The 14,971-nt window shown below is 64.1% G+C and carries 10 protein-coding genes; 2 read left to right on the forward strand and 8 right to left on the reverse strand.

Translation table 11 applies throughout. The features are described 5' to 3' along the window. The first annotated feature begins 24 nt into the window (after positions 1-24). Together FVF58_RS16630 and FVF58_RS16635 are read left to right on the forward strand one after the other, a co-directional pair. A complete protein-coding gene (locus tag FVF58_RS16630) occupies positions 25-426 on the forward strand; it encodes a response regulator (protein WP_149670971.1) in 402 nt (133 codons plus the stop codon). A gap of 202 nt (positions 427-628) precedes the next feature. Continuing rightward, positions 629-2,404: an ATP-binding protein gene (locus tag FVF58_RS16635; RefSeq protein WP_246217095.1), complete on the forward strand. Its 1,776-nt coding sequence runs from the start codon at positions 629-631 to the stop codon at positions 2,402-2,404. Here the strand turns inward: FVF58_RS16635 and FVF58_RS16640 are convergent. The 8 genes from FVF58_RS16640 to FVF58_RS16675 all read right to left on the reverse strand — a co-directional run bounded on the left by FVF58_RS16640 (position 2,401) and on the right by FVF58_RS16675 (position 14,862). Continuing rightward, the gene (locus FVF58_RS16640) at positions 2,401-3,837 is read right to left on the reverse strand and encodes an efflux transporter outer membrane subunit (protein WP_149670972.1); all 1,437 of its coding nucleotides are present in this window, start codon (positions 3,835-3,837) and stop codon (positions 2,401-2,403) included. The two genes, FVF58_RS16635 and FVF58_RS16640, sit on opposite strands and share 4 nt — an antisense overlap. Before the next feature lie 9 nt (positions 3,838-3,846). After that, positions 3,847-5,418: a DHA2 family efflux MFS transporter permease subunit gene (locus FVF58_RS16645; protein WP_149670973.1), complete on the reverse strand. Its 1,572-nt coding sequence runs from the start codon at positions 5,416-5,418 to the stop codon at positions 3,847-3,849. A 7-nt stretch (positions 5,419-5,425) separates the two neighbouring features. After that, positions 5,426-6,526, reverse strand: a complete 1,101-nt coding sequence (locus FVF58_RS16650) for an HlyD family secretion protein (protein ID WP_188130846.1) — start codon at positions 6,524-6,526, stop codon at positions 5,426-5,428. A gap of 83 nt (positions 6,527-6,609) precedes the next feature. After that, complete coding sequence (locus FVF58_RS16655) at positions 6,610-7,032, reverse strand: MarR family winged helix-turn-helix transcriptional regulator (RefSeq protein ID WP_149670974.1); 423 nt, start codon at positions 7,030-7,032, stop codon at positions 6,610-6,612. 96 nt (positions 7,033-7,128) lie between these two features. Then, entirely contained in the window at positions 7,129-7,551 is a 423-nt protein-coding gene (locus FVF58_RS16660; protein WP_149670975.1) for a MarR family winged helix-turn-helix transcriptional regulator, read from the reverse strand. 224 nt (positions 7,552-7,775) lie between these two features. Further along, a complete protein-coding gene (locus tag FVF58_RS16665) occupies positions 7,776-8,660 on the reverse strand; it encodes a transglutaminase family protein (protein WP_149670976.1) in 885 nt (294 codons plus the stop codon). Next, entirely contained in the window at positions 8,657-11,347 is a 2,691-nt protein-coding gene (locus tag FVF58_RS16670; RefSeq protein WP_149670977.1) for a circularly permuted type 2 ATP-grasp protein, read from the reverse strand. The genes FVF58_RS16665 and FVF58_RS16670 overlap by 4 nt, the downstream gene beginning before the upstream one ends. A 29-nt stretch (positions 11,348-11,376) precedes the next feature. Further along, positions 11,377-14,862: a transglutaminase family protein gene (locus FVF58_RS16675; RefSeq protein WP_149670978.1), complete on the reverse strand. Its 3,486-nt coding sequence runs from the start codon at positions 14,860-14,862 to the stop codon at positions 11,377-11,379. Between the last annotated feature and the right edge of the window lie 109 nt (positions 14,863-14,971).

Raw genomic sequence — 14,971 nt, forward strand, 5'->3', positions numbered from 1 at the left:
CACGGCGCCCTTTTGAACAGGCTCGTGGAAATCCGCCGCCGGCCGCCATTCCCCGTAGCTATTGAGTGCCCCATGCCCAAACGAATTTTGCTGGTTGACGACAATCGCGACAGCGTGGAAGCGCTTGCGGCACTTCTCGAGTTCGAAGGTCACGAAGTCCGATGTGTCTTCGATGCACGCGAAGCATTGCTCACGGTTCAGTCGTTCGAGCCCGACGTGGCATTCGTGGACTGGAAACTTCCCGATATGAGCGGCGGACAGCTTCTCACGCAGTTCAAGCGTGACCCCCGAATGGCGAATACGCGTTTCATTCTATTGTCCGGATTCGTCGACCCCGACATGGCGAGCGATGCCAATGGAGCGCGCTTCGATCAAAGTCTCACGAAGCCTGTGCAGTTGGCCGATCTCTTGTCCTGCATCCGGTAAAGCGTTTTAGCGGGCCGCTGGCACCCGGGAACAATATTTGCTACTTAGCTAAGATGTCGAAAGACGCCGGAGCGGCGGTCGTTCGTCCTGCTCGGGTGCAATGCACGAAACTTCAAGTCGCGGCGCCCCTTCGACACTTGTTGCCCGGAATCCGCAGCCGGTACGCAAACCATGCTATGCCTCGTTTGGAGCTGACTTCGCCATGCACTCAGCGGTCTCATTACGGTTCGACGGTCCATGCCCCGGATGGCAGGGCGAGATGGCCCAGAAAATTGCGGCCTTCGATTGGGGCAGCACTCCGCTCGGCCCACGAGAGGGCTGGTCTGCGAGTCTGGTTGCCGCGGTCAAGTTGCTTCTTGCGTCTCCCTCGCCCCTCGTGATGCTGTGGGGACAGGAAGGCACCATGCTTTACAACGATGCCTATGCCGTCTTTGCCGGCGGGCGTCACCCGTTTCTGCTGGGCAAGCCGGTCGAAGTGGGCTGGCCCGAGGTTGCATCCTTCAACCGCCACGTCGTCGATACCTGTCTTGCCGGCGGCACGCTGACGTACAAAGACAAGATACTGGTTCTCTACCGCGAAGGAAGTCCGGAAGACGTATGGCTGGACCTGAGCTACAGTCCGGTCGTCGACGACCACGGGCAACCGGCGGGCGTCATCGCCATCGTGTTCGAAACGACGGCGAGGAAACGGGCGGAAATGCAGCGCCAGAAGGCGGAAGAAGCGTTGCTGCAGCTTACGCAAACCCTCGAACATCGGGTTGCCGCCGAAGTCGCCGCGCGGGTGGCGATGGAAGAGCGTCTACGGCAGGCACAAAAGCTCGAGGCAATCGGAAGCCTTACGGGCGGTGTGGCTCACGACTTCAATAACGTCCTTCAGGTTATCTCGGCCAATCTTCAGCTCATCGAGCTTGCGACAAGCGGCAACGATGTGCTCCGGCGGCGCGTCACTGCGGTCAGCAATGCGGTGGCTCGTGGCGCAAAGCTGGCCGCACAGCTACTGGCCTTCGCACGCAGACAACCGCTCGCGCCGGCGGTTCTCAATCCCAGCCGTCTGGTCGAAGGCATGAACGAGATGTTGCGCCGCACGTTGCCGGAGAACATCGAGCTCAGCATATCGGGCGCCCGGAACGGTTGGAACGTCTGCGCCGATCGCAATCAGCTGGAAAGCGCTCTGCTGAACCTGGTGATCAATTCACGCGACGCGATAGACGGGCCGGGCCGCATCGGCATCAGCATCGATAATGTCGACGCAACAGCGGACGAGCGCGCCCACAGCACCGGGGTGCCCGCTGGTGATTTCGTCCGGTTGTCCGTAACCGATAGCGGCAGCGGTATGTCGGAGCATGTGAAGGCCCGCGTATTCGAGCCGTTCTTTACGACCAAAGCCGAGGGAAAGGGAACCGGCCTGGGATTGAGCATGGTGTTCGGTTTCGTGTCACAGAGTTCGGGTCACGTCGGCGTCAAGAGCGCGGAAGGTCAAGGCACCACCGTGGATCTGTACTTTCCGCGCAGCCTCGAATCGGAACATACGTCGCCGAAGTCGTCTCTGAGCCGACAGGAGCGTGGCGGGGAAACCATTCTGATCGTCGAAGACGACCCTGATGTCCGGATAGCGGCAATCGAAATGCTTGCCCAGTTGGGATACAAAGTGCTTTCCGCGCAAGACGGCGATTCGGCGCTTTCACTCATCCAGAGTGGTCAACACATCGACCTGCTTTTCACCGACGTCGTGATGCCGGGTACGGTGAGGAGCAGCGAACTCGCGCGAATCGCCGGCGCTCCGCCGTACAATGCGCGGGTTCTGTTCGCGTCGGGTTATACCCGCGACATCGTTTTCCACGACGGCAAACTGGACGAGGGTGTCGCGCTGATCAGCAAGCCCTATCGACTCGATGAACTCGCGCGAGCTGTCCGGAGTGCACTCGACAGCGCGCCTGACATGGAAGCCGATTCGAACCGACAAGCCGGACAGTGCTAACCCTTGGAAGCATTCACCCCCGCCACCTCCTCGCGCGCATCCCAGCCCCCACCGAGCGACCGGTACAACGCAACCGCTGCGAGCGCATGCTCGCGCTTGGCCTGATTCAGCGATTCCGAGTCGCGTAGAAACGCTTCCTGCGCGGTAAGCACATCAAGGAAATCCGTCGCGCCGCCCTTATAGAGTTCAGTCGACAGACGCAGCGCATGGTTCGATGCATCGAGCGCGCCGCCGAGCCGTTGCACCTGCACCGCGCCACTCACCAGATCGCTGCGGTTATCCTCGATTTCCTTGAGCGCCTGCAGGATAGTCTGTTGCAAGCCGAGCTGCGATTCGCGCATGCGGCTCTCGCTCGCGTCGATATTCGCGGTGATGCGGCCCGCGTTGAAGATCGGGCTCGTCGCATTCAACGCGGCGCTAAAGAGGTTGTCGGTCAGCGTCGGCAGTCCGAGGTATGACGAAGCAAGCAGACCATCGGCGAGATTGATTCTGAACTGCGGATAGCGCTGTGCCTTCGATACCCCCACCTCGGCCGCGCGCTGTTCGACCGTCGCATAGGCGGTGCGCACGTCGGGCCGTTGCAGCAGCGCGTCGGACGGCAGCACCTGGGGCGCGCTTTGCGCGGGCACCGGAATCTCACGGGCATCGGCGAGCAGCAAATTGTCGACGCTCTCCGGCGTGCGCCCCGAATACACCGCGATCAGACTCAATTGATGCTGCACGGTGGATTGCATGCGTGGAATCTGCGCCTGCAAATCTTCCAGCTGATTGCGCGCACGCGCGACGTCGAGCTGCGTCGACAGTCCGTAATGCAGACGCTCCTGCGTGAGCTTCAGCGCACGCGCCCGAATCTGTTCGTTGTCGCTGAGTATCTGCAATTGCGCTTGCGCCCAACGCAAATCGATATATGCCGCAGCCGTGTTCGCGGCGAGCGCGAGCCGCAACTGATTCAATGCCGCCGCGCGTCCCGACACCTGCGCCTGCGCAGCCAGCACCGCGAGACGTTCGCCGCCGAATACATCGGGCGTCCAGCTCGCCGCCAACCCGAAACCGGCCTGACGCACATAGCCGAGCGGCGGCGGGGTATTCTGCCGCTCCGTCGAAGCCGTCGCAGTCGCATTCAGCTCGGGCAGCAGCGCCGCGCGATTTTGCGTCACCACATCCTGCGCCTGCTTCACGCGTTCCACCGCGGCCTGCACGTCGAGATTGCCGGTCAGCACCGACTCGACCAGTTGATGCATCACAGGGTCGCCGAATTGCGCCCACCACGCGTCGGCGCTGACGCTGTCTTGCGGCGCGTCGACACTCCACGCAACCGGCGCGACAGTCTTGACGGTTTGCGGCAAATCCGCGTGGGTCGCGGGTTGCACCGCGCACGCCGCGAGCGTCAGCAATGCCGCGCTCGCGAGTACCTTGATAACGATCGGCTTCATGTTGGATCCTCAATGGGCGTCGGGCGGCGGTGCGGAGTTGCCGAATGGGCGCGAGAACAGCACGCTCAGCAAACCGACCACAAAACAGAGCGACAATGCGAAAAACGCGTCGGAGAAAGTGAGCACGAGCGCTTCGCGCATCAGCAACGCGTGCAACTGGTTGAGTCCCGCGTTGGCCGCATTCAGCACGTCTCCGCCAATCGCCGCGAAATAGTCGGCCTGCTTCTGCAACAGCGACTCGACCACCGGGCGACCTGTGTTCAGGTGCTCGTCGAGCCGCTCGTAGTGAAAGTTCAAACGATCGTTGAGCATCGTGCTGCTCACGGCGATGCCGATCGCGCCGCCGAGGTTGCGCATCAAATTGAACAGCCCGCTCGCGGAGCGAAGCCGCGACGGCGGCAACGCCCCCAACGCCATCGTGACAATCGGCGGAATACAGAACTGCTGGCCGATGCCGCGCAACGCCTGCGGAATCAGCAACTGTTGCCAGCCCCATTGACTCGTCATCGGCACGTAGAGATAGCAGCCGATACCGAACAGCGCGAGCCCGAATACCATCAGCAAACGCATATCGACAATGCGCGCCAGCGTCGAATACGCGGCCAACGCAAGCAACTGAAAACAGCCGACCGACAGCAACGCCAGACCGATCTGCAACGAATCGAAGCCACGAACCCGCGCCAGAAATACCGGCGTCAGAAACACCGTGCAGAAGATCCCGATCCCAGTGATGAACGACAGCAAGCTGCCGATACCGAAGTTGCGCACCGCCAGCGCGCGCAAATCGACAATCGGTTCTTTCGCCGTGAACGCGTGCACGATGAAAAGAAACCCGCAGATCGCCGCGACCCACGCACACAGAACGATCACGTCGTCACCGAACCAGTTCTTGCGCGGGCCTTCTTCGAGCACGTATTCGAGGCAGCCGAGAAAGCCGGACATCAGCAGAATGCCGAGGTAGTCGCCCTTTTTAAGGAGCGAGAGATCGACTTTGTCGATGTGAACATACTTCGGCACCATCAGCGTGACGGCAACGCCAGGCACGAGATTCAGATAGAACAGCCAGTGCCACGACCATTGCGACGTGATCCAGCCGCCGATCACCGGACCGATGGTCGGCGCGAGCGACGCCAGCGCGCCGATCGTAGTGGACGCGATCAGCCGCTGTTTGCCGGGAAACAGCACGAACGCGGTGGTGAAGACCGTCGGAATCATCGCGGCGCCGAGCGCGCCTTGCAAGCCGCGAAACAGGATCATCGAGTTGATGTCCCACGCGAGACCGCACAGCATGCTGGTGACCGTGAAGCCGAACGCGGAGAACGTGAATAGCCAGCGCGTCGAGAAGACCCGCGTGAGCCAGCCGGACATCGGGATCACGATGATTTCAGCAATCAGATACGAAGTCTGCACCCACGAGAGTTCGTCCTGGCTCGCCGACAAGCCGCCGCCAATGTCCCGGAGGGAAGACGCCACGATCTGGATATCGAGCGTCGCCATGAAGAAGCCGACGCACATCAGCACGAACGCAAAGACCTTGGTGCGGGTCGGCTGGTCGGCGGGATTGTCGAGAACCTGTGTCATGATCGGCTCATCCGCGCTGCGGCGCGTCGTTGGCGTCGACATGCACCTTCACCGTCGCGGAGAGGCCCGGCCGCAGCACGCCTTGCAGGTCCTTCGGTACGTTAAGACGCACGCGCACCGGCACGCGCTGCACGATCTTCGTGAAGTTGCCGGTGGCGTTTTCCGCGGGCAACACGCTGAAGGTTGCACCCGTGGCGGGCGCGAGGCTCTCCACCACGCCGCGAAGCTGCCTGCTCGATGCGTCGAGATCGATGTCGACTTCATCGCCGACGCGCATCTTCTTCAACTGGTCTTCCTTGAAGTTCGCGTCGATCCATAGTCCGCTGGAAGGGACCACCGTCAGCAGCGACACGCCGGTGTTCGCCAGCAGCCCGACGCGCGCGGTGCGATTGCCGACATAGCCGTCGATCGGCGAACGAATCGTCGTGTACTCCACGTTCAATGCGGCGACGCGCTGCGCCGCCTGCGCGGTGGCGATGCGCGCCTGGGCGTCGCCGATCTGCGCGTCGAGCACGGCGATCTGGCGTTGCGCCGCGATCAGCGCCGCGCTGCTGCGATCGACTGCGGCGTGCGCCTTGGTCAGATCGGCATCGGCCCGCTCGACCACCTGATTCGATACGGCATCGTCCTTGACGAGTTCGCGGTAACGCGTCTGGTCCGCGGCGCTGCGCGTCAACTCGGCGCCGGAAGCCCGCACCTCGGCGGCCTGTTCATTGATGGTCGCGAGTTGCAGCACCTTCTTCGCCTGCAACTCGGTGACCGCTGCTTGCGCGCTCTGCACTTCCGCGCTGGCTTGCGCGAGGCGCGCGTCGTAGTCGCGCGCGTCGAGGCGGATCAGCACTTGGTTCGCGTGGACAAACTGGTTGTCGTGCACGAGCACGTCGGTGACAAAGCCGTTCACCTTCGGCGCCATCACGGTCACGTCGCCACCCACGTACGCGTCGTCGGTCGTTTCGACGAAGCGGCCGACGAAGAACCAGTACGACGCGGCGAGCGCCAGCGCGACGAGCACCGTGAGGATCGCGAGCAGCATCCACGGAATGCGCCGCGCCGGTTTGGCGGTATGCACCGCGCTCGGCGGGACGACAGTCGAAGGTGTAGTGGACATGGTGTCGATATGTGCGTATGCACTCTTTACGTTGAAAAAAACGGCGCGTGGCGCCGGCCTTCGTTGCTGCTACAAGCGACTCTTCAGATCAAATCCCGCGTGATTGCAAACAGTTCGCCGCGCAACGCAGCCGCGCGCTGTTCGCCGAAGCGTTGCTCGAATTCGGCTTGCGCGGCATACCAATGCTCGCGCCCCGCCTTCAGCCGCGCTTCACCCGCGGCCGTCAACGCAATCGACAGCGTCCGGGGATCCGCGCTGAGCGCCTCGCTCGACACCAGCCCGTTGCGGCGCAGGGGCTGGATCATGCGGACCAGGGTGGTGCGCTGCATGCGCATCGCTCCGGCCATTTGCTTCATCGTCATCGGGCCAGTGCGTTTGAGCCGGCCCAACAGCGAGAACTGCGTAATCGTCAGGCCGACATTCGCCAGATGCCGGTCGTATAGCTGCGACAAGTAACGCGCGGCCTGGCGGATCGCAAAGCAGTCGTCGTCGAGTAGGCCTTCCATTCCTGCACTTCCCTCCGCTGCGTGTCGTCATTTACGAGTGCATACGCACACATAGGGACGCATTGACGCTCGTCAATACGAGCGCGTGCGTCAAAGCTAACCGGTGATGCCGAACAACTCGGCGCGCAGCGCCTTCGCGCGCGCAGCCCCGAACTTCTTCTCGAACTCGTCCTGCGCGGCGCGCCAAGCAATGGCGGCCTGATCGAAAGTGGCCTCGCCCTTCTCCGTCAAACTGAACAGAAAGGTGCGGCCGTCGTGCTCCGCCGATTCCGCAGCCACCAGACCGTCGCGCTGCAACGGCTTCAGTGCGCGGACCAGCGTGGTGCGCTCCATCACCATGGCGTCCGCGAGGTCCGCCATCGGCAAGTTCGGCTTGCGCGCGAGCTTGGCGAGAATCGTGAATTGCGCAGCCGTGAGTCCTACCGCCCCGAGATGGCGCTCATAGATTTGCGTGACGTGCCGCGCCGCCTGGCGCAGCGCGAAACAGTTGCATTCGTCGTAAGAGAGGGGACGGGTCATGCTGGGCAGTCTATAAGTGCATACGCACAGAGTCAAGTTTATTTCGATTCGACGTTAGGTCGACCCAATGAGCAAACGCGACCTGAGTAGCGGCGATCCATACATACGCCTCGCTGAAATTGCACCGCGGGCCTTGTAACACAGCGCGACCGTTTCCGTCTGAAGTTTGGATTCGGGCCACGCTAGACGAGCCCGCAGCAGGGGTTACGCCGTGGCCGCAAGCCTTAAAGCGCAATCACCGTCACTGCGACTTCCACACGATGTGCACCGCCACCGAGAATGGTCCCGCGCAGCAGGGACACATCGCTGTAATCGCGGCCGATCGCAAGCGTCACATGATCGTTATCGGCCAGCACGTCATTGGTCGGATCGAGATCGATCCAGCCGCCGCCGGGGCAATACACCGACACCCACGCATGCGATGCATCCGCGCCGATCAAACGTGGCTGCCCCGGCGGCGGATCGTTGCGCAGATAACCGCTGACATAGCGCGCCGGCAACCCGAGCGAACGCAAGCAGCCGATCATCACCTGCGCGAAGTCCTGACACACGCCGCTCTTCAATTCGAACGCGCGCTCGGCGGGCGTATCGAACATCGTCGCCGAAGGCTTGTACACGAAGTCGTCGTGGATCCGATGCATCAGATCGATCGCGCCCGCGACGACCGCGCGGCCCGGCGGAAAGCTCGGCAGCGCATAAGCGCGCAGCGACGGCCGCGGCATGGTATTCGGCGACGCGAAACAGAACTCCACCTCGGGCCGGAACTGCCCACCGACGCGAAACTGCAGCGCATCGGCCACCTCTTCCCATGGGGGCGTGGCGTCGGGATCGAGGTCGGTCCAGCGCGGCGTGAGCGACACGGTCGTTTCGCTGACGAGTTGCAGGCGCTCGTGCTGCACATCCAGCGCAAAGTACAGCACGTCATTGCCGAACGCATCGATGCGGCTGTTCAGATACGACGGCTGCGGTTCGATCCGCTCGCTGTGCGAGACCACGCGCTGCCACGCACACGCGATCGGCCGGATCGTCGCGAGATGCTGCGCGGTCTCCACATAGGTGGAGTAACGGTAGGTCGTGCGATGCGAAACGGACAGCACAGTCGGCTTCATGACCACACCTGTGAAGCCACCGTGCTTGCGTGACTGAAATAGCGCGCGCTGATCTCATGCGCGGCCGCCCCGACAAACCCGCCGATCTGATCGCAGACCGCGATCAACCTGTCGTATGCGCCGTTGTCGTCGACCTCGCATAGCGACGCCAGCGACGGCAGCGCGTTCGCGTGCGGCATCAGCTCCGCGAACGGACGATGCCGCACGCTGCCCGCCGCCACCGCGATTTCGTCGAGCTTGTTGCGCAGCCGCTCATACACGCCGTAGATGCCGCGCGGGTTGGTCGGCTCGATCACCAGCAGGTCTATCAACGCGGGCACTTCGAAGCGGCCCGGATACAGCGAGCGGTACGTCAGCGTGCTGTCGAACAGTTGCAGCAGCAGATCGAAACCGGCGGGCGTCGCGAGCTGGCCGTTGTCGGCGATGACGCGCAAGAACGAGGTCATCGCCGACACGCGTTCGATGTGACGCCCGACGAACAGCAGACGCCAGGCTTCGTCGCGCGTCATGCGGTCGCCTTGCGCGCCGCTGATCGCCGACAATTGCACCGACAGGCGTTCGAGCGCGTTGACCAGGGTTACGCGGTCGTAACGGTCGTAGCGTTCGCCACGGCCATTCGCGCCTGCGCTGCCGTTGCCATTGCCATCGCTATTCCCATTGCCATTGTCTTGCGACGCCACGCCGCCAAATCCGCCAAATCCGCCAACGGGCATCAGCGCATGCAGCGCATCGCGGAAGTCGTTGCGCGCCGCGAGAATCGTGCGCCAGTGATCGTTCGACAGCCGCCCGCGCACTTCGCCATTCGAGCGCGCCTGGTAATTCAGGTTCTGCCCGATGCCTGCGGGCCCGGTGCTCTCGCTCAGATTCGCGACCAGCGCACGTTCGAACGCTTGCGGCGAATGCGGCGAGTGCATGTCGCCGGATTGCACGAGGCCGCATTGCATGGCGAGTTCGACCAGGGTAGGAAACATCGCGTCGGCGTCGTTGCCTTCCAGCGAGCCGAGAATCAGCCGCAATAGCCGCACGTTGTTCTCCGCGCGTTCGCCGTAACGGCCCGCCCAGAAGAGATTTTCCGCCGCGCGGCTCGACACGGTGCGATGCTTGCGCGCGAGGTCGGCGGGTTGCATCGGCGAGGGCAGCAGCGTGAACGTCGACGTCGGCTGACTCGACAGCACCCAGGTATCCACGCTGCTGCCGCCGTATTGCATCGACACCGTCGCCTGGCGTTCGGCGGCCATCCGCGTGAAGCCGCCCGGCATCACATGCCAGCCGCCGTTGAAATCGGCAATCGCATAGACCCGCAGCACCGAAGGACGGCGGCCGACGGTGCCGTCTTCGTAACGCGGCGTGCAGGAAAAGTGCTGCACCTGCTGGATCGTGTACGTGTCGGGCATCGTTTCGATGCGCTCGCGCCATACCGCCAGCTTTTGCCGGCCCTGATCGACGCCGGGTGGCGCATCGCGGCCGGCCATCGGCCATGTCGGCACGATTAACGCTTCGTCGAGCCGCTCGAACGCATGCTCGCGCGCCGCCTTTTCGCCGCACCACCAGGTCGCGACGCTCGGCAGCACGAGGTCTTCGTCGAGCAGCACTTCGGCGATGCCCGGCAGAAAGCCGTGCAAGGCCGGCGACTCGACAAAGCCCGAGCCGGGCACGTTCGAAACGATCACATTGCCCGCGCGCATCACCTGCAACAGGCCGGGCACGCCGATGCTCGAATCGGCGCGCAGTTCGACGGGGTCGCAGAAGGCGTCGTCCAGGCGGCGCAGCACGACGTGCACGCGTTCGAGCCCGGCGAGCGTCTTCAGATAGAGCATGTCGTCGCGCACGGTCAGGTCCTTGCCTTCGACCAGCGTGACGCCGAGATAGCGCGCGAGAAACACGTGCTCGAAATAGGTTTCGCTGTACGGCCCCGGCGTGAGCAGCGCGATATGCGCCGACGACTCGGGGGCGCAGCCGTCGTCATCGGCGTGACGCATCGTGGACTGCGCCGATTGCGCCAGCGTCGCGATCAGTTGCGAATAGGTCGGCGCGAGACGGCTCACGCGCATCGAACGGAACGGATCGGCGAACAGCGTCGACACGATCAGGCGGTTTTCCAGCGCGTAACCGAGACCCGACGGCGCCTCCGTGCGATGCGCCATCACGGTCCACTCGCCGCCCGGCGTACGCGCGAGATCGACCGCGACCACTTGCAGGAACTGGCCGCCCGGCGGCATGAACCCCTTGACCGGGCGCAGATAGCCGGGATGCCCAAACACCAGCGCGGGCGGCAGTTGCCCGCGCGCGAGCAAGGTCTGCGACCCATAGATATCGGCGACGATCGCATTGAGCAGATGCGCGCGCTGCGTGACGCCGCGCTCGATATGCGCCCACTCGTCCTCGCTGATCAGGAACGGCAGCAGGTCGAGCGCCCATGGGCGCGGCTCGCCCTTATCCGCGTAGACGTTGTAGCTGATGTCGTTATCACGGATCTGCTGCGCGACCGACGCGCAGTGATCTTCCAGCCGCGCGATGCCGTCCGCGCCCAGGCGCTCGAAGAATTGCCGCCACGGTTCACGCAGCGCGCCCGACTCGTCGCGCAACTCGTCCCAATGTCCGTCGTAGCCCGGCAACAGCCGCAACAAGGACGAAGCATCCGCGTGCACCGCGGACGCTTCGAAGGGAAAAGTCGATTGAAAGGCCAAGGTCGTGTCGTTTTAGAAGTGTGCGGGTTTCACCAGTAGCGCAGATCGAGCGTGAACGGAAACTCCAGACTGCGCTGCGGCATGCCGACCGTGAGCGGCCCCGGCGTATGACCCGACGCGAAGAAGCGTGAGCGCCGCCGGCTTTCCGCCTCGTAGGCGTTGACCGGGAAGGTCTGATAGTTGCGCCCGCCCGGATGTGCGACATGATACTGGCATCCGCCCACCGAGCGGCCAGTCCAGGTGTCGACCAGATCGAAAGTGAGCGGCGCGTCCACGCCGATAGTCGGATGCAGCGCCGACGGTTGCGACCACGCGCGATAGCGAACCCCGGCCACGTATTCGCTGACGCGGCCGGTCGGCTGCAACGGCACCGGCACGCCGTTGACGCTCAGCACATGGCGGTTGCCGTTCAAACCCAGCGCGCACACTTCGAGCCGCTCCACCGACGAATCCACGTAACGCACCGTGCCGCCCGCCGAGCCTTCTTCGCCCATCACGTGCCAGGGTTCGAGCGCGTTGCGGATCGTCAGCGAGACGCCGTTCACGATGAGCTTGCCGACCAGCGGAAAGCGGAATTCGAAGTGCGGCGCGAACCAGCTGCTGTCGAATGCGAAGCCGGCGCGGTTCAGATCGTCGAGCACGTCGTCGAAATCCAGCTTCACGAAGGTGCCGAGCAGGAAGCGGTCATGCAGCTCGGTGCCCCAGCGCGTGAGTCGCTGCGTGTACGGCGTGCGCCAGAAGCGCGCCACCAGCGCGCGCAGCAGCAATTGCTGCACGAGACTCATGCGCGCGTGCGGCGGCATTTCGAAGCCGCGCAATTCGAGCAGGCCCAGGCGTCCGGTCGGACCGTCGGGTGAATAGAGCTTGTCGATGCAGAACTCGGCGCGGTGCGTGTTGCCGGTCACGTCGATCAGGATGTTGCGCAGCGAGCGGTCGATCATCCACGCGGGCAGGTTCGCGCTGTCACGGCCGCCGAGCAGATCGATCTGCCGCTGCAACTCGCGGAACGCGACTTCGAGTTCGTAGACCTGGTCGTTGCGCGCCTCATCGATACGGGGCGCCTGGCTGGTCGGTCCGATGAAGAGGCCGGAGAACAGATACGACAGCGAAGGATGGTTGTGCCAGTAGGCGATCAGACTCGCGAGCAGATCGGGCCGGCGCAGGAACGGACTGTCGGCGGGCGTCGCGCCGCCGAGCACGAAGTGATTACCGCCGCCGGTGCCGGTGTGCCGCCCGTCGGTCATGAACTTCTCGCTGCTCAGATAGCTGTGCGCCGCCGACTCATACAGGTACTCGGTGTGATCGACCAGTTGCTCCCAGTTCGCGGCCGGATGAATGTTCACTTCGATCACGCCCGGGTCCGGCGTCACCTGCAGCATTTTCAGGCGCGCGTCGCGCGGCGGCGGATAGCCTTCGAGCACGACCTGCATCTTCAACTCGGCCGCCGTCGCTTCGACGGCGGCTAGCAGGTCGAGATAATCGTCGAGTTCGGTGAGCGGCGGCATGAACACATGCAGTAGCGTGCGGCCGCTGCCGAACGCATCCGTTTCGGCTTTCGGACCGGCCGCGCGTTTGGGGTCGCGCGCCTCGACGCAGATCGCCGTGCGCAGCGTCTCCGGCGACGACTGCCCGTGCGCCGGAGCCCGTTCGTCGCCCGGCTGACCCGCATAGCCGAGCGCGCCGCTGCCCGGCATTCCGCTCAGCAGATCCCCCGCCGACAACGACAACGCCGCCGCCCGCCGCTTTTCGGCAGCGGTCGGGGCCTGGTTCGCGGCGCGTGCCTCGCTGTCGTATTGCATGCGCAAGTGCGCGGCCGAACGCAACGGCACCGGCGGCGCGAACGGATCGTGCGCGTGCTGATACGGATAGTCGGTCTTCGACACCCACGGCAGCGCATCGAGCGGCAGCCGGTAACCCATCGGCGAGTCGCCGGGAATCAGGTACATGCGTTCGTCGCGAAAGAACCAGCGGCCGCTGACCCACTTCGGCGCTTCGTTCGGCACGTCGCGCTCGCGCGCGAGCGGCAGCACGTAGCCGGTCGCCCCGCTCAAGCCCGCATCGAACACGCGACGCAAGCGCACGCGCTCCAGTTCGTCGTCGAGGCGCGCGTCGAACGGATCGACGTTGACCGGCAAGCGGCGCTCGCGCCACAGGTAGTACCAGACGTCTTCGAAACCGGGTTGAATACACGCCTTGTCGAGCGACAGCTTCCCCGCGAGATGCGCGAGGAAGCGTTGCGCGTCGCCGGCGGTGTAGCGGCCTGGCTCGCGTTCGTCGGCGAACAGCGCCGGGTTTTGCCAGCACGGTTCGCCGTCGGCGCGCCAGTAGAGCGACATCGCCCAGCGCGGCAACTGCTCACCCGGATACCACTTGCCCTGGCCGATATGCTGGAAGCCGTTCGCGCCGTAGCGCGCGCGCAGCTTCTCCATCAGCGCGACCGCATAACCGCGTTTGGTCGGGCCGAGCGCGTCGGTGTTCCACTCGGCGGCGTCGCGATCGCGCACCGCCACGAAGGTCGGCTCGCCGCCCATCGTCAGGCGCACGTCCATGTCGGCGAGTTGCCGGTCGACCTGTTCGCCCATCTTCAGCACGTCGCTCCACACCGCTTCGCTATACGGCTTCGTGACGCGCGGCGTCTCCAACACCCGCTCGATCGACATCGTGTGCTCGAACTCGACTTCGGATTCGTCGACCGCGCCGGAGATCGGCGCCGCGCTACCCGGCTCGGGGGTGCAGGCGACCGGGATGTGCCCTTCGCCCGCGAGCAGACCGGAGGTCGGATCGAAGCCGATCCAGCCAGCGCCCGGCAGGTACACCTCGCACCACGCGTGCAGGTCGGTGAAGTCGACTTCGGTGCCGCTCGGTCCGTCGATGGATTTGACGTCGGGCGCGAGTTGCAGCAGGTAGCCGGACACGAAGCGCGCGGCCAGCCCCAGCTGGCGCAAGGTCTCCACCAGCAGCCAGCCTGAATCGCGGCACGACCCCGCGGCGCTCACGAGCGTTTCCTCGGGCGTCTGCACGCCCGGCTCCATCCGGATCAGATAGCGGATCTCGCGTTGCAGCCGCTGGTTCAGCGCGACCAGAAAGTCGGCGGTGCCGCTCGGCGTGCGGTCGATGCTCGCGACGAACTCGGCGAAGCGCGGCGTCATCGGCCGCTTGACCAGATACGGCGCGAGTTCGAGCGCGAGGCCGGGCGCGTAGTCGAACGGAAACTGCTCGGCCGACGGTTCGAGGAAGAAGTCGAACGGGTTATAAACGGCCATCTCCGCGACCAGATCCACGGTCACCTTGAATTCGCTCGTCTTCTCGGGAAACACGAGGCGCGCCTGGTAGTTGGCGAATGCGTCCTGCTGCCAATTGATAAAGTGTTCGGCCGGCTCGACCCGCATCGAATAGGACAGGATCGGGGTCCGGCAATGCGGCGCAGGCTTAAGACGCACGACCTGGGGCGACAGTGAAACCAGCCTGTCATAGCGGTAATGTGTAACGTGATGCAATGCGACGCGTATGGACACACCGGACTCCTGGTCGAAGGATGGCAGCCCGCCAAAAAGCAAGCTTCATGCCGTTGAACGAAAAACCGCGTGACACGTGAGTATTGCCCGGATCAACGCTTGCCGCGAA

It is taken from the genome of Paraburkholderia panacisoli (assembly GCF_008369935.1).
In the GTDB taxonomy this organism is placed as follows: Bacteria; Pseudomonadota; Gammaproteobacteria; order Burkholderiales; family Burkholderiaceae; genus Paraburkholderia; species Paraburkholderia panacisoli.